Below are 14,402 nucleotides of genomic sequence, written 5' to 3' on the forward strand. Positions count from 1 at the left end.
GGGAGCACTGTCGGTTAATGGTTCCCGTCCATCGCGGAAAAGGTCCGACAATCAGCGTTGGCGACGGTCCGCCCGAGCCAGGGAAATCGGGATGACGGTGATTTCCCGGCCGTCGGACAGCTCCTGTCGCGGGGTGCCCTCGACGAATCGGAAACGTCGGTTCATCTGCCGTACGACGGTATTGTGGCCGAGCACCTCGCCGTCGAGTCGGTCCAGGTGCAACCCGTCGAAGGCGTACTCGACGGCCTCCCGCATGACCCCCAGCCAGGCCGGCAGTGTCTCGCCCCGCCCGTCCAGCCCATCGGCGTCGAGGTAGAAGCCCCAGGCGCCGGTGCGGGGGCCGTCCAACCGCAGGTCGAAGAAGGTGACCACACCGCAGGGCAGGTCGTCGCGGACGTACACCAGCACCCGCCGGGACGGATCGTCGCGGACCGCCGACCACCACCGGGCGTGCTCCTCGGCGGTGATCTCGTGACTGGTCTTGCTGACCTGTCGATTGGTTTCCTGATTACGCCAGGACAACATCAGATGAACGTCGTCCGTCGTCGCTTCGCGCAGCACGTGCGTCTCGCTTTCCTAGCCGTTCACGTCGGGTTCCGGCACCTTACCCGGGCCTACCGGGAAATCAGATATGCATTCGTTGGGTTGTAGACTGCGGCGCATGAACGAATTGAGTCGCGCGCAGATCCGCGACCTCATGGCTCAGGTGTTGAAGAATCAGGACAAGGAGCTGCCCGCGGACGACGCGGCGCAGTTGCGGGAGATCGGCTTCCGGTCGCTCGACTTCTCCGAGCTGGCCCTGCGGGTGGAGGACGAGACGGGGGAGGAGCTCAACTTCGACGCCCCCGGGCTGCGTCGCATCGCCACCGTCGGGGACGTCCTCGACTTCCTCGTCGAGCTTCAACACCAGTGACCGTCGCGACGTCGCGCCACCCCGTCCCCGCCAGCCCGGAGCCGGCCGGTGTCGACAACCGGCTCGTCGTCGGTGGCACCGCGCTCACCTGGCGTTCGCTGCCGACGCCCACCCTGCCCGACCCGGCGGCGGTGCTCGCCCGCTCGGCCGTGCACGCGCTCACCGCGGCGCGGCAGCACGCCGTGCACGGCACCGAGCTGCTGCTCAGCACCGCGAGTCGAGTCGACGCGGTGATGCGCGCCGAGCTGCTGGAGGCCGGGTTCACCGTCGGCGTCCTCGACGGCGACGGCGTGCACCCGAGCGCACCGGCCCGGCCGCGAGCCGCCGAGCCGGGCCGGCTCTGGCTGCTGACCTCGGGCTCCACCGGGCGTCCGAAGCGGGTCGGGCACACCCTCGACACGCTGACCACAGTGCGGGCCGACCAGCCCGACCGGACCTGGCTCTGCCCGTACGCCCCCGGGACGTACGCCTGGTGGCAGGTCGTCACCCTGTCGCTGACCCAGCCCGGTCAGCACCTGGTGGTGGTCGAGCCCGACGAGTTGGACGACTGGCCCACTGTCGCGGCCGCCCACCGTGTGGACGCGGCCTCCGGCACCCCGACCTTCTGGCGGCGCACCCTCTACCGCGACGCCGAGGCGCTGGGCCGGGTGCCGCTGCGCCAGATCACCCTCGGTGGGGAACCGGTGGACCAGGCGATCCTGGACCAGCTGCGGGAGGTCTTCCCGGCGGCACGGATCTCCTGGATCTACGCGTCCTCCGAGGTGGGGGCGTCCATTGTGGTGCACGACGGGCGGGCCGGGTTCCCGGTCGACTGGCTGGACCGGGAAACCCCGGGCCGGCCGACGCTCTCCGTCCGCGACGACGAGCTGGTGGTCACCTCCCCGTACCACGGGGCCGGTCTCGCCGGCCCGATCCGCACCGGGGACCGGGTGCAGGTGCTCGACGGCCGGGTGCTGATCACCGGCCGACTGGACTCCGACGAGATCAACGTCGGTGGTAGCAAGGTTTCCGCCGGTGTGGTCCGCGGCGTGCTCGCCGGTCATCCGGCGGTGGCCTGGGCCAGGGTGACCGGCCGCCGCGCCCCGGTGCTCGGGCGGATGGTGGTCGCCGAGGTGGTCCTCGCCGCTGCCGACCCGTCCGGCGTGGACACCGGTGTGCCGGACGAGGCCGCGCTGGTCCGCTGGTGCGCCGACCGGCTCCCCGAGCACGCGGTGCCGCGCCGCATTCGCGTCCTGACCGACATTCCCGTCAAGGAGACCCTGAAGAGCGATGTCTGAGCCCGTCGACACCCAGCTCGTCCCGCCCAGCTCCGTGGTCCTCGTCTCCGGCGGTTCCCGTGGCCTGGGCCTGGCCATCGTCACCGACCTGCTCGACGCGGGCGTACGCGTGGCCGCGTTCGCCCGCACCATCACCCCGGAGTTGGAGAAGCTCGCCGCCGAGCACCCCGACCGGGTGCACGTCGGCTCGGTGGACGTCACCGACCTGCGCGCCGCGCAGAGCTTCGTCCGCGAGGTGGAGCAGCGCCTCGGCCCGATCGACGGCATCGTCAACAACGCCGCCATGGGGCAGGACTCCCTGCACGCGCACACCGCCACCGACGACATCGCCCGGATCATCGAGACCAACCTGACGGCCCCGCTACAGCTGACCCGGCTGGTGATCCGCCGGATGCTCGCCAAGGGGCTGCGCGGGCGGATCGTCAACATCACCTCGATCTGCGGGCAGCGCGGTTTCCCCGGCCTTGTCGCGTACTCGGCCACCAAGGGCGGCATGGACGCCGCCACCCGCTCGCTCGCCCGCGAACTGGGCGGCCGGATGCTTGTCAACTCGGTGGCGCCCGGGTTCTTCGCCTCGGAGATGTCCGCGGTGCTCGGTCCGACCCAGCTCGACCAGATCGTGCGCCGCACCCCGACCGGTCACCTGACCGAGCCGGTGGAGGTCACCCCGGTCGTGCGGATGCTGTTGCGGGAGCACACCAACATCAACGGCCAGGTGATCGTGGTGGACGGTGCCGCCGCCATCTGACCTGCGGCCGGTTCCCCTGCCGGTGCGACCAGCACGACACGGCGGGGCGGCCGTGCCGCGTCCGGTGCCGGGGCTGCTCGCCGCCGCCGAGCAGCATCTGCGCATCGGGTCGCCGACCGCGACGGCCGACGCGGTCACCCGCAGTCACCTCGATGATGGACGGTGCGTCGGCTGGTACGGCTCACCGGCGCCCGGCTGGCGGGTGGCCGTCGACGCGGAGCGCGCCGACGCCCCGGTGCCCCCGGCGCTGGCCCGCCGGTTCGGTACGGCGGACTTCTGGGCCCGCTGGACCCGGGCCGAATGCTGGTGCAAGTTGGCCGATGTGTCGGTGGCGGTCTGGTGGCGGCGCCATGGTCTGGGTACGCCGGCCGACGGATCGGCGGTCTGGCGGACCCTCCGGGTGGCCGACCTGGTGGTCACCGTCGGCTTCGCCCCGACCCTCCCGTCCCGCGATCTTGCACTTTCTGACGCCGAATCGCGGCTTTCGCGCCTTCAATCGGGGCAGTAAGTGCAAGATCGCCGGGGCGGGGGTTAGATCTGATTCCAGCTCAGGGGGGTGCCTCGGGGGACGTCGGTGGTGAAGGTGCGGCCCAGGACCCGGTCGATCTCCACGGGCGCCAGCCCGCCGGCCGGCCGGATCGAGCGGACGTTGTGCGCGGTCACCGGATCGCCGGCCCGGACGTCCTCGACCACGAAGAGCGACCGGCGAAACCGTAGCCCCTCCCGCTCCGCGGGGGTCGGCCCGATCGCGGTGCCGCCCAGCGCCTCGAACGCGCGCCCGGACTCGGCGACCAGGGCCGTGAGTTCCGCCGGGTTCAGGGAGAAGTCCGAGTCCACGCCGCCGTCGGCCCGGTCCAGCGTCACGTGCTTCTCGATGAAGCAGGCGCCGAGCGCCACCGAGGCGACCGCCACCCCGATGCCGGGGGTGTGGTCGGAGAGCCCGACCGGCACGTCGAACGCGCCGGCCAGCACCGGCAACCGGCGCAGGTTGCTGTCGGCCGGCGGGGCCGGGTAGGACGCGGTGCAGGCCAGCAGGACGATGCTCGCCGCGCCGCCGGCCCGGGCGGTGCGCACGGCGGCGTCGATCTCGGCGACCGTCGCCATCCCGGTGGAGATCACCATCGGCTTGCCGGTGCTGGCCACCAGTCGGATCAGCGGCAGGTCGACCAGCTCCGACGAGGCAATCTTGTACGCGGGCGCGTCCAGCGACTCCAACAGCTCCACGGCGGTCGCGTCGAACGGCGACGAGAAGACGGTCAGGCCACGCTCGCGGGCCCGCTCGAAGATCGGGGCGTGCCATTCGTACGGGGTGTGCGCCCGTTCGTAGAGGCGGTACAGGTTCTCCCCGCCCCACAGCTCGTGCCCGCTGGAGATTCGGAACGCCGGGGTGTCGACGTCGATGGTGATGGTGTCCGGCCGGTACGTCTGGAGCTTGAGCGCGTGCGCCCCGCTCGCGGCCACCGCGTCGACGATGGCCAGCGCCCGGTTCAGATCGCCGTTGTGGTTGCCGGACATCTCGGCGACCACGAACGGTCGCTCCCCGGCACCGACCGCGTGCGGTCCGATCTTGATTGTCGCTGTCATTCCGGCCTCTGCTCAGGTACGCCCGCACCGGGGTGCGGTGGTGCTGTCGTCGTCCACCCGGCGGGCGGACGACCTGGGAAATCAGGGCACCGGGAGCCGCCCCGGCTCCCGGCGTGCTCCGCGGTGGGGTCGATCACGGCAGCCGGCCGACGGCCAGCGTGTCGCGCCGCTCCGGCGCGAGCCCACCGTCGCGGGTAGGCCCGGCGCTCGCCCCTCGCCCCGGGTCCTCGTCGGCGGCGACCGAACCGCCCTCGGCGCCGCCCACCGGGCCGGACCGACGCAGGCGACCAGCGACCCGGTGGGCCTGGCGCAGCGCCGAGTACGCCACCCAGTCACCCCGCCCGACGAGGCGGTGCTTGAGCCCGGCCACGCCCGGGGGCAGCGGGTAGCCGCCGGTGGGCAGGTACCGACGGTAGTGCGCGGCGGCCCGGTGGAAGAAGTCGCGCCGCAGGTGTGGGTGCAGCCGGCCGTCGTTGCCCACCACCACCAGGTAGTGGCTGATCATCAGCTCGAACAGCTCGGCCTGCAACCGCTCGTCCGGGTGCTTCCGGGCGACCCAGTCCATCAGCCGCTCGTACTGGGCGAAGGCGTCGAAGTGCCGGCCGCTGCGGGTGGAGGTGATCGCGCCCTGACGGCCCTGGCGGTACAGGTAGCAGACCCGGTCCAGCACGGAGATCTTCTCGGCCCCGATCAACAGGGGGTGGCTGAACGGGATGTCCTCGTACCAGCCGGGGAAGAACCGCAGCTCCAGTTCGTCCATGAAGTCGCGGCGGACCACCTTGTTCCAGGCGGTGTGCTGCACCCGCAGCAGCTGCGGCTGGTCGGTCAACCGGGTCACGCCGGTGATTCCGCATAGCAGCGGGCTGCTCGCGTCGATCTCCCGCCGACCGTCCTCGTGTACCCGCAGGTGGTCGAGCATCAGCACGTCGGGCTGGTGCTGGCGAAGCCGGTCCAGCACCGCCGCGATCGTGCCCGGTGGCAACCAGTCGTCGCTGTCGACGAACCAGACGTACCGGCCGGTGGCCACGTCGAGCCCGGCGTTGCGGGCCAGCCCCAGACCCACGTTGCTGCTCAGGTGCACGACGCGCACGCCGTCGCGGCTGACCGCGTACGAGCGGAGCATGTCGCCGCAGCCGTCCGGGGAGGCGTCGTCGACGGCGATCAGCTCGACAGTGTCCGACTCGCCCGCCGGGATGTCGGCCCGGATCGACTCGAGGCACTGGTACAGGTACGCCTCGACGCCGTAGACGGGCACGACGATGCTCAGCAGCGGTGCGGGCGTCGGCTCATTGACCACGTCCGCCACCTTCGACGACCCGGGTGGCCGGCCCCGGAACCTGACGTTGCCGCCGATGGTGGACTCTCTGAACTCCAGCCCAGCGGAAGGTTAACGCCGGGCCGGTGGTCGGTTTCCGGCCCGGGGAACGTGGGCTCGCGGGGCGGGTGGGATGCGTCCGGTTCACCCGGGAGTGACCCGGTAGGGTGCCTCGGTGCGGCCCTGCCGGGTCGTCGTGGGCGTCGCCGTCGCGCCGTCCGACGCCGCGACGAGGAGGCTACGACCGTGCTGGTGACCCTGCCGAGCGCCGGGATCCCGGCATGACGAGCGTCGCCGCGACGTCGGCCGCCCGGCCGGCACCGGCCCTGCCCCGGCTGCCCTCGCTGACCGGGCTGCGGTGGATCGCCGCTCTGCTGGTCTTCGGCTTTCACGCCGGCACCATGCGGATCATCGCCGAGCCGGACTACAAGGCCGTCATCGACGCGTTGTTCACCCTCGGTCTCTCCGGGGTGCAGTTCTTCTTCATCCTCAGCGGTTTCGTGCTGGTCTGGTCGGCCCGCGAGGGCGACTCCCGGCGTACCTTCTGGCGGCGACGGATCGCCAAGATCTACCCGAACCACCTGGTGCTGTTCGCGGCGACGCTCGTGGTCGCCTGGTGGTTCGCCGACCCGGTCCTGCCGGCGGCGGCGTTGGAGAACCTGCTGCTGTTGCAGGCGTGGGACCCCCGGCCGGGCTGGTTCTACAGCATCAACACCGTCAGCTGGTCGCTGTCCTGCGAGTTCTTCTTCTACCTCTGTCTGCCGCTGGCGCTGCCGCTGCTGCGCCGGGCCCGACCGAAGCTGCTCTGGACGCTGATCGTCGCGCTGCCGCTGCTGATCCTCGCGCTCTGGCCGGCGCAGGAGTTGGTGCCGGAGGTGAGCCGCTGGTGGTTCACCCAGATCTTCCCGCCGGTACGGTCGCTGGAGTTCTGGCTGGGCGCGGTGGCTGCCGAGTTGATGCGCCGGGGGCTGTGGCGCGGTCCCGGTCTGACAGTGGCCAGCGGGATCTTCCTGGTCACCTGGGTGGCGGCCGCGCAGTGGATCCGCGCCGAGCTGTGGACCACGCTGCTCGCGGTCGCGTACCTGTTGGTGATCACCGCGGCCGCGGACGCGGACGTGCGGGGTCGGCGCTCGCCGTGGCGGTCCCGGCCGCTGGTCTGGCTCGGTGAGGTCTCGTTCGCCTTCTACCTGGTGCACGTGCTGGTGATGACGAGCGTGCTGCGCTGGAGCGGGACCTGGGGGATCGGCTTCGCGGGCTGGCGTGGCCCGGCCGTGGTGCTCGGCTTCCTGGCGGCGAACCTGATCCTCGCCGGGCTGTTGCACCGCTTCGTCGAAACCCCGATGATGCGCCGGCTCGCGCCGCGCCGTGCGGCCCGTCCGGCGCCCGTCCCCCGACAACGCGCGGCCGGCGACGACGACGCACGGGACCCCGCAAGCAGCGCCCGCGGCAAGGTCGACGGACCTGCCGACGAGGTCGGTCAGGCCGGCGGGCGATCACCGTACGTCGACCTGCGCTGACAACGTCCACCCTGGTCAACGGGTCGGCGCGGCGCGATCCGACACGCCCGTGGTCGGTGCGCCCGGCTCGGCGCGACGGTAGCGTTGGGGCGTGCTTCCGGTCGCGTTCACCTGTCCGCTGTGGTGGGTGGCGCGCTGGGCGACTCGGGTGCTGACCAGCCTCGCCGTCGTCGCGGCCCTGGCGCTCGGCGCAGGCCCGGCCACGGCCACCACGGCAACACCCGGCCCGGTGCCGACGTCGAGCGCGGTGCCGGCCTCTGTCGCCGCCGGCCCGCTGGCGGCCTCCTGCCGGCACTCCGCGGCACCCGGTGCTGCCCGCCCGGCCGCGGCGATACCGCCGGAGGCCGCCGAGGAGTCCGTCCCGACATGGTCGGTCGACACGCCGGTGGCGCTCCCCGATGATCAGGGCGCCATCGCGGCCGGCGTGCTGCCGGTCCGCGCGGCCGAATTCGGCCGGCTGCCCCTCCTCGACGGTACGAGCGGTCGGGCTTCCCGGGCCCCACCCGGGCGCTGAGCCACCGGGACGACCGTCCCGCCACCGTGCCCTGTCGACCCACCCGCTCCCTGACCCGCCGACCCGTGGCCCACAGTGGCCCGCTGATCGGCGCGGCTCCCCATCGCACTGCTCATCCTCCCCGAGGTGCCGACCATGGAGACAGTCGTCTTCTACCAGTTCGTGACCGAGGTGCCGCGGGCCGCCGCCATCTGGTCGACGCTGTTCCTGCTGACCCTGGGCCTGCTCTCCGTGCTGGCCGCCCGCCCCGAACGGGACCGGCCCACTGACGACCCGCTCCCGGCCGGGCCCACTCCTCGGGAGGTGGCCGCCGCCGAGGCCGTGGACCTGCGCCGCTACGCCGAGGAGGTGGCCGTCGCCGCGGCCGGCGCGGCCACCACCGCCAAGCGGCGGCGTGCCGCCTGGCTGACTGCTCAGGAGCAGCTGGAGCGGGCCTGGATCGGGTACGACGAGGCGGACACCGCAGCGCGTCGCTTCGCTGGCGCCGGTGCGCTGCCCACCCCGCAGACCCCGCACACCCCCGCCGAGTACGCCGCCCGGGAGCGCTATCTGCACCGGGCGGTGATGGCTGCGTACTGGCGGGGGGAGCTGACCATGGCGCAGCTCGGCGACGTGTTCGGGCACCGGCGCGGCTGGGATCCCCGGCGGCACCCGGTCGAGCAGGAGGTGCTGATCAGCCGGGTGGTCCGGGATGCGCGGCTGGCCGACTACCAGGTGGCCGCCGGCCGTGAGCGGGCCGCCTGGCGTGACGCGGAGTTGGCCGCCGAGTCGGCTCGTGCCCTCGCCGAGGAGGCGTACGCGGCGGCGGCCCGGCTCCGCCCGACCCTGGTACCCGCGCGCCGCACGGTGGCCGGGGCGTTGCGTCCCGCCGTCGTGGCACTGTGGCGCCCGGCCCGGGTGGGTTGAGCCCAATCCGTGATGTGAGGCCGGTCACCCAATCGGGAAATCGGACGTCCGACGCGATCGGCGGCATTGATCCCGCGATTGTGGCCGCGTTCTTTGCGGCCTGTCCGGTTGTCGCCCGCAGGCGTCGCCGTAACCGGTTGTCCCATCGAGTCACATCATCGGCAATACGCGCAGAAATTGTCGCGCCAATTGGGGTTTACGCAGGTGAACCTGGCTTGGCAGGGCGTTGAGACGCCAGTAGTGTCGTCCCGTCCGGTGCGGTAACCGATCGCAAGACGCGACGCCGCACCGACCCGCTTAATCGTGATCAACGAACCGGGGACCCACCAGTAAGTCCGGGGTGAATCCGCGAGCCACGGCCCGCGGTAGGGCGTCTTCCCGCCCGAATCCGTCAGCTAACCCGGTAGGCGGTGTCGGAAGGAGTCCCATCCTCGTGCAGCACCTTTCCACCCCTCGGTTGTTCCCTCGCCTCCACGGCGCGGCGGTGCACCCGCTCATCCGTCCAGTGACGGTGAGCTGACCCCCGGGTCATCGCCTTCCCCGCCCGGCCACGCCGGGCGTTCCCCTGAGCGGTTCACCATCCGCGGACCACGGTCCGCGCGCTGGCGCCTGCCCGGATACCGGTCCGGCCCCGGTGTGCCGCTCTCCCCCCGATCCGTGGAGGACCCCGTGAAGCACACCCTGCAGCGTCAGCTCCGCCGCCTCGCCACCGAGCGCCCGTACCAGATCGTCGCCGCCTCCGCCGCGGCCCTCGCGATCGCCACCACCACCGGCGCCCTGCTCACCACTGCCGACGACGCCCCGGCCGGCCAGCGCACCGCGACCACTGTCGCCGAGATGCGCAGCGACGTCGCCGCCTCCCGCGGCGAGGCTCGGGAGGCTTCCCCCTCGGCCAGCGCCGCACCGACCACTGCCGCCCCGGCCACCAGCGCCGCGTCGCCCGCCGCCAAGGCCAGCAGCAACCCGGACCTCACCCGGAAGCCGGAGCGGCCGAAGCCGCCCGCGACCAAGGTGCTCGACTACGACTACGAGGCGCAGAACACCTACTACAACTGCGGCCCGGCGGCCACCCGGAACGCGCTCAGCGCCGCCGGCATCGACCGCACCCAGGAGGAGCTCGGCGCCGAGCTGGGCACCACCGAGATGGGCACCAACTCGGCCGAGGACACCACCCGAGTGCTCAACGCCGAGGTGAAGGGCTCCCCGTACCGGACCCGGATGTTCCCCGGCGCGCCCAGCCCGGCCCAGATGGACCGGCTCCAGGCCGACGTGGTGAAGGCCATCACCGACGGCCGGGGCGTGGTGGCCAACGTCGTCGGCGACGCCACCGACACCGACGGCGGCTGGCACTCCTACGGCGGCGGGCACTACATCGCCGTCGTGGGCTACAAGGACAACGGCCGCACCGTACGCATCGCCGACTCGGCGAACCCGGCCGACCCGTCGTACTGGATCACCACGATCGACCTGGCCAACTGGATCACCAGCCGGGGCTACTCCGCCTGACCCGGGCACGCTGACCGCCGCGGGCGCCGTCCTCCACAAGGGGCCGGCGCCCGCGGCGTCTGTCCGCGTGGTCCCGTCATCGACGGCTCTCGTACCCGACCGTGAACCGTGGGAGACTGCGGCCGTGGTGGAGAAGACGGGTGGTCACGCCGGCCGCAGGCCGGTCCTGCTGCTGCTGCACGGCATGGGAGCGACCGGGGACGTGTGGTTGCCCTGGGCCCCGTACCTCGAGCAGCACTGGCCCGGGCGGTGGCTGGCACCGGACCTCGCCGGCCACGGCTGGGCGTCGCCGCTGCCGTCGTACTCCTTCCCGGGCTTCGCCCAGCAGGTCGCGCAGGCGCTCGCCCCCGACGACCGGTTGGTGGTGCTCGGGCACTCGCTGGGCGGGGTGGTCGGTCTCGCGCTTGCCGCCCGCGACGCCGGAACGCCGGTGGACGCGGTCGTCGGGCTGGGCATCAAGGCACTCTGGTCACCCGCTGAGCTGACCCGCGCCGCCGAAGTCGCCGCCCGCCCGGTGAGCTGGTTCGCCAGCCGCACCGAGGCGGCTCGCCGCTACCTGCGGGTCTCCGGGCTGGCCGGCCTGGTCTCGCCGGACCACCCGGTGGTGGACGCCGGGCTGCGCCAGGTCGACGGCCGGTGGCGCCTCGCCATGGACCCGGCCGCCTTCGCCGTCGGCGAGCCCGACCTGGCCGCGCTGCTCGCGGCGACCGACGTGCCGGTGCTGCTGGCACGCGGGGAGAACGACCCGATGGTCACCGACGAACAGCTCAAGGAGTACGGCGTACCGGTCGCCACGCTGCCCGGCCTCGGGCACAACGCGCACGTGGAGGACCCGGCGGCGGTGCTGGCGCTGCTCGACCCGTACCGCTGAGCGGTCAGGCAGGTGTGGACGCGGTCAGTGTCCCAGCCGGTGCCAGCTCCCGGCGGGCGGCGGTCAGGAACGCCTCGGCGTACGCCTCGGCCGGGAAGTCACCCAGGTAGCGGCGGCGGGTGGCCCAGCGGGCCTCGGCCAGCGGGTCGGTGTCCAGCAGGGCGGTCAGTACCTCGTCCACGTTGGACATGTCCCGGCGCAGCACGTAACCCGACCCGGCCAGCGGGAACCGCTCCACGAACCGGTCACCCTCGTCGCCCATGTCGGTGACCGCGTACGGCTTTCCGGAGTAGAGGAAGTCCGAGATCACGCCGGACACGTCGGAGACCAGCGCGTCGGCGGAGTTGACGCACTCGGTCAGGCTCAGCTCCCGAGCCGCCGCGCCGACCACGTGCTGGCGGCCGGTGCGGGCCCGGTCGGCGACGAGCAGCTCGGTCAGGCGGCCCAGTTGGCGGGCCGACGCCGGGTTCTGCCTGGTGTACGGGTGGGCTCGCAGGATCACCGTCGCGCCGCGCTCCAACAGCCGGCGCAGCAGGCTCTCGGCCACCGGCAGCGAGCAGTAGTCGGCGTCGGCGTGGTGCCCGGTCCAGGTCGGCGTGTAGAGCACGGTCGGGTGCGCCAACCCTCGCGCGGGCTCCGGGCGCACCTCGATCGACTCGACCTGTGGGCGACCCACCACCACGAACTTGTCCGCCGGGATCTGCACTCCGGCGCGGGCGTACCGGTCGATCGCCGCCTGCCCGGCCACGAAGATCCGGTCGAAGATCCCCGACACCGGGTTGGCGCTCGGCGCCTTGTCGCTGTCGCCGTGGTGCAGCTGGATGTGGGTGAGCTGGGTGAAGCGGACGCAGTGGCTGTTCTTCGCACCGTGGTTGACGTAGAACGCCGCCCGCAGGCTCGGCACCAACGCCTCGTCCATCGCCCCCAGGGTGGGGCAGTAGACCACCGGCGCGTCGGTGGCCGCCGCGATCGGGGCCAGGAACTCCGGCTCACGCAGCACGACCAGAAACGGCCGGCCGATCCGTTCCAGGTACGGCAGCCACATGGTGACCTGGTATTCCGAGCCGGGAGGCGCGGAGAAGTAGAGCAGGAACTCCGGCTGGTGCCGGCGCAGCGCGGCGGCCACCGACCCGCCGCCGGACCGTGGCCGGAACCGTCGCCGGGCCAGGTCCAGCGCGACCGCACCGGCGCCCGCGCCGACCAGCAGGCTGGCGGCCAGCGCCACACCGGCCGGCAGGGCGAGCGCGGCGGCGAGCGCCAGGGCGGCGAGCAGCCCGAGCAGGGCCGTGCCGAGCCGGTCGGCGATCATCGGCGTGCGGGCGCGTACCGGCAGGTTGGCCGCCCGGATCTCCAGACTGCCGGCGGTGCGCAGCGGCCCCACCAGCAGCACCAGCCCCAGCAGGACCAGCCCGGTGGCGACCAGCGCGAGGCTGAGCCCGTCGTCCAGTCGCCGGGAGTAACCGACCAGGATCGCCGCGGCGATCAACGCGGTCTCCGCCACCAGGTCGGCGCTGGGCCGGATCCGCTGCTCAGCGGCCGAGGCGGCCAGCGCGGCGACGGCCAACGCCAGCCCCCAGCCGGTGGCGCCGGTCAGCGCCAGCACGACAAAGGCCAGCACGGCCAACCCGGTGGTCAGGCACCGGGCGGCCAGCTTTCGGACCAGGTCGCCGCGCATGTCGCTCCGTTCGTGGTTCCGCAGCCGTCGGCGTCAGTTGGCCGACGTCGCGCCGGCCGGTGCCTCGACCCGACCCGACCCGGACTGCGCCGGCACGCTCGGCGTGGGCCCGTCGCCGGGTGCCCGGCGTACGTCGATCACCTGACCGGTCAGGTCGGAGATCAGCACGTCCAGCGACGACTGGGCGACGGCCTCCGCGGCGAGCAGGGTGTGCTCCGGCTCCTCGCCGAAGGCCCGCGTCCGCATCGGGGTGGCGGTGCGCTCCGGGTTGATGCAGTTGACGCGGACACCCACGTCGGCCCACTCGTCGGCGAGCGCCTGGGTGAGGTTGACCAGGGCGGCCTTGGTGGCCGAGTAGAGCGCGTAGCGGGCCCGGCCCCGGGTGTAGGAGCTGGAGGTGTAGAGCAGCAACTGGCCCTTGGTCTGCTGCAGGTACGGGAGGGCCTGGCGGGCGATGGTCACCGGGCCGACGAAGTTGACCTGGAGCAGCCGGTCCATGGTCTCCTCGTCCATCTCGGCGAGGGCGCCCTTCTCCAGGATGCCGGCGGTGACCACCACGTGGTCGATCCGGCCGGTGGCCTCGAAGGCGGTCGTCAGCGCGGCCTCGACGTCCTCGGCCCGCTCCACGTGGGTGCCGGTGCTGGAACGGCTGAACGGGAAGACCTGGGCGCCGTAGCGCCGGGCCAGCTCGGTCAACTCGTGACCGATGCCGTAGCTGCCGCCGAACACCACGATGGTCCGGCCGGTCAGCTCCTCGCTGTAGCTGCGGTGGTCGGTCAGTCGGGGTGCCTGCGCGGCGGCGAGCTGGAAGAGCTTGTCCGCCAGGTGCACGTCGACCGGGTGGGTGACCTTGATGTTCTCGTCCGAACCGTCGATCACCTTGATCGGGGTGCCGGGAAGGTAGCGCAGCACCACGCCACAGTCGTCGGTGGCGGCGAAGTCCGGGTCGTCCTCGGCGATCTGGTACGCCGCCCGGATCGTGGGGGAGCGGAACGCCTGCGGGGTCTGGCCACGGCGCAGCCGGGAGCGCACCGGGATGTCGGTGATGCAGTCGTTCTCGTCGACCTGGATGATCGTGTCCGCGGAGGGGATGGCCACGTCCACGGCGTCGTAGCTCCAGAGCGCGTTGACGCACTCGCGCACGATCCGGCCGCTGAGCAGCGGGCGTACCGCGTCGTGGAAGAGGATGTTGCAGTCTTCCGGGCCGACCGCGTCCAGCGCGATCCGGGTGGTGGCGTTGCGGGTGTCACCGCCCTCGATCACCTTGGTGACCTTGCGCAGGCCGGCCTTCTCGACGATCTGCCGGGCGTCCTCGACGTGGCCGGTGGCCATCAGCACGATGATCTCGTCGATCTCCGGTGCCGCCTCGAAGACCGCCAGGGTGTGCTCGATGATCGGCTTACCGGCGATCTTCAGCAGCTGCTTCGGGATGCCGAGGCCCAGCCGGGTCCCGGTGCCGCCGGCCAGAACCACCGCCACTGTCCGCGAGGGCCGCCACGGCGTCGGGGTCTCCGCTTCGGCGTCCGGGCCAGGGGTCTGGTCCTGCGTCATTGCCGGATCCTCACTCTCAGGGATG

General features: G+C 72.6%; 14 protein-coding genes and 1 riboswitch. Of the genes, 9 read left to right on the forward strand and 5 right to left on the reverse strand.

Translation table 11 applies throughout. From position 1 onward, the window contains the following. Positions 1 to 51: 51 nt before the first annotated feature. Positions 52 to 561 carry a GNAT family N-acetyltransferase gene (locus tag ABZ794_RS11315; protein ID WP_210781301.1) on the reverse strand — a complete coding sequence of 170 codons (510 nt, stop codon included), beginning with the start codon at positions 559 to 561 and terminating at the stop codon, positions 52 to 54. 100 nt (positions 562 to 661) lie between these two features. On the opposite strand from ABZ794_RS11315, the gene ABZ794_RS11320 reads away from it, so the two are divergent. The 4 genes from ABZ794_RS11320 to ABZ794_RS11335 are packed head-to-tail and all read left to right on the forward strand — an operon-like array spanning position 662 to position 3,446. After that, complete coding sequence (locus ABZ794_RS11320; protein ID WP_091401397.1) at positions 662 to 913, forward strand: acyl carrier protein; 252 nt, start codon at positions 662 to 664, stop codon at positions 911 to 913. Further along, positions 910 to 2,190 (forward strand): AMP-binding protein, encoded by a 1,281-nt coding sequence (locus ABZ794_RS11325; RefSeq protein WP_357515365.1) that lies wholly within the window; start codon positions 910 to 912, stop codon positions 2,188 to 2,190. The genes ABZ794_RS11320 and ABZ794_RS11325 overlap by 4 nt, the downstream gene beginning before the upstream one ends. Further along, positions 2,183 to 2,938, forward strand: coding sequence for an SDR family NAD(P)-dependent oxidoreductase (locus ABZ794_RS11330; protein WP_210781303.1), 756 nt, complete (start codon positions 2,183 to 2,185; stop codon positions 2,936 to 2,938). Before ABZ794_RS11325 ends, ABZ794_RS11330 begins: the two co-directional genes overlap by 8 nt. Before the next feature lie 52 nt (positions 2,939 to 2,990). Then, on the forward strand, positions 2,991 to 3,446 hold the full coding sequence (locus ABZ794_RS11335) for a hypothetical protein (RefSeq protein WP_357515367.1): 456 nt from the start codon (positions 2,991 to 2,993) through the stop codon (positions 3,444 to 3,446). 23 nt (positions 3,447 to 3,469) lie between these two features. On the opposite strand, the gene pseI is transcribed toward ABZ794_RS11335, so the two are convergent. After that, positions 3,470 to 4,522 carry a pseudaminic acid synthase gene (gene pseI, locus ABZ794_RS11340; protein WP_210781305.1) on the reverse strand — a complete coding sequence of 351 codons (1,053 nt, stop codon included), beginning with the start codon at positions 4,520 to 4,522 and terminating at the stop codon, positions 3,470 to 3,472. Between the two features lie 133 nt (positions 4,523 to 4,655). Then, positions 4,656 to 5,819, reverse strand: coding sequence for a glycosyltransferase (locus tag ABZ794_RS11345; RefSeq protein WP_357515369.1), 1,164 nt, complete (start codon positions 5,817 to 5,819; stop codon positions 4,656 to 4,658). A gap of 299 nt (positions 5,820 to 6,118) precedes the next feature. On the opposite strand from ABZ794_RS11345, the gene ABZ794_RS11350 reads away from it, so the two are divergent. From ABZ794_RS11350 to ABZ794_RS11370, 5 genes are all read left to right on the forward strand, one after another. Further along, positions 6,119 to 7,354 (forward strand): acyltransferase, encoded by a 1,236-nt coding sequence (locus ABZ794_RS11350; protein WP_210781307.1) that lies wholly within the window; start codon positions 6,119 to 6,121, stop codon positions 7,352 to 7,354. A gap of 91 nt (positions 7,355 to 7,445) precedes the next feature. Next, complete coding sequence (locus tag ABZ794_RS11355; RefSeq protein WP_238688054.1) at positions 7,446 to 7,868, forward strand: hypothetical protein; 423 nt, start codon at positions 7,446 to 7,448, stop codon at positions 7,866 to 7,868. Between the two features lie 135 nt (positions 7,869 to 8,003). Further along, the gene (locus tag ABZ794_RS11360) at positions 8,004 to 8,774 is read left to right on the forward strand and encodes a hypothetical protein (protein WP_238688055.1); all 771 of its coding nucleotides are present in this window, start codon (positions 8,004 to 8,006) and stop codon (positions 8,772 to 8,774) included. Between the two features lie 284 nt (positions 8,775 to 9,058). Next, a riboswitch (cyclic di-AMP (ydaO/yuaA leader) is annotated at positions 9,059 to 9,199 on the forward strand. Positions 9,200 to 9,431: 232 nt separating this feature from the next. After that, the gene (locus ABZ794_RS11365; protein ID WP_238688056.1) at positions 9,432 to 10,280 is read left to right on the forward strand and encodes a C39 family peptidase; all 849 of its coding nucleotides are present in this window, start codon (positions 9,432 to 9,434) and stop codon (positions 10,278 to 10,280) included. 124 nt (positions 10,281 to 10,404) lie between these two features. Beyond that, the gene (locus ABZ794_RS11370) at positions 10,405 to 11,151 is read left to right on the forward strand and encodes an alpha/beta fold hydrolase (RefSeq protein ID WP_210781311.1); all 747 of its coding nucleotides are present in this window, start codon (positions 10,405 to 10,407) and stop codon (positions 11,149 to 11,151) included. A gap of 4 nt (positions 11,152 to 11,155) precedes the next feature. Here the strand turns inward: ABZ794_RS11370 and ABZ794_RS11375 are convergent, their stop codons facing one another. Both ABZ794_RS11375 and ABZ794_RS11380 read right to left on the reverse strand, forming a co-directional pair. Then, positions 11,156 to 12,826: a CDP-glycerol glycerophosphotransferase family protein gene (locus ABZ794_RS11375; protein WP_238688057.1), complete on the reverse strand. Its 1,671-nt coding sequence runs from the start codon at positions 12,824 to 12,826 to the stop codon at positions 11,156 to 11,158. A gap of 33 nt (positions 12,827 to 12,859) precedes the next feature. Beyond that, positions 12,860 to 14,377, reverse strand: coding sequence for a bifunctional cytidylyltransferase/SDR family oxidoreductase (locus ABZ794_RS11380; RefSeq protein WP_210781313.1), 1,518 nt, complete (start codon positions 14,375 to 14,377; stop codon positions 12,860 to 12,862). Positions 14,378 to 14,402 lie beyond the last annotated feature (25 nt).

Source organism: Micromonospora sp. NPDC047187, assembly GCF_040643355.1.
Lineage (GTDB): Bacteria > Actinomycetota > Actinomycetes > Mycobacteriales > Micromonosporaceae > Micromonospora > Micromonospora salmantinae.

What these genes read in the sequence shown, in the direction of transcription:
- ABZ794_RS11350 (WP_210781307.1), top strand. Translation starts at nt 6,119, where the DNA reads ATGACGAGCGTCGCCGCGACGTCGGCCGCCCGGCCGGCACCGGCCCTG.
- pseI (WP_210781305.1), bottom strand. Translation starts at nt 4,522, where the DNA reads ATGACAGCGACAATCAAGATCGGACCGCACGCGGTCGGTGCCGGGGAG.
- ABZ794_RS11360 (WP_238688055.1), top strand. Translation starts at nt 8,004, where the DNA reads ATGGAGACAGTCGTCTTCTACCAGTTCGTGACCGAGGTGCCGCGGGCC.
- ABZ794_RS11330 (WP_210781303.1), top strand. Translation starts at nt 2,183, where the DNA reads ATGTCTGAGCCCGTCGACACCCAGCTCGTCCCGCCCAGCTCCGTGGTC.
- ABZ794_RS11375 (WP_238688057.1), bottom strand. Translation starts at nt 12,826, where the DNA reads ATGCGCGGCGACCTGGTCCGAAAGCTGGCCGCCCGGTGCCTGACCACC.
- ABZ794_RS11380 (WP_210781313.1), bottom strand. Translation starts at nt 14,377, where the DNA reads ATGACGCAGGACCAGACCCCTGGCCCGGACGCCGAAGCGGAGACCCCG.
- ABZ794_RS11320 (WP_091401397.1), top strand. Translation starts at nt 662, where the DNA reads ATGAACGAATTGAGTCGCGCGCAGATCCGCGACCTCATGGCTCAGGTG.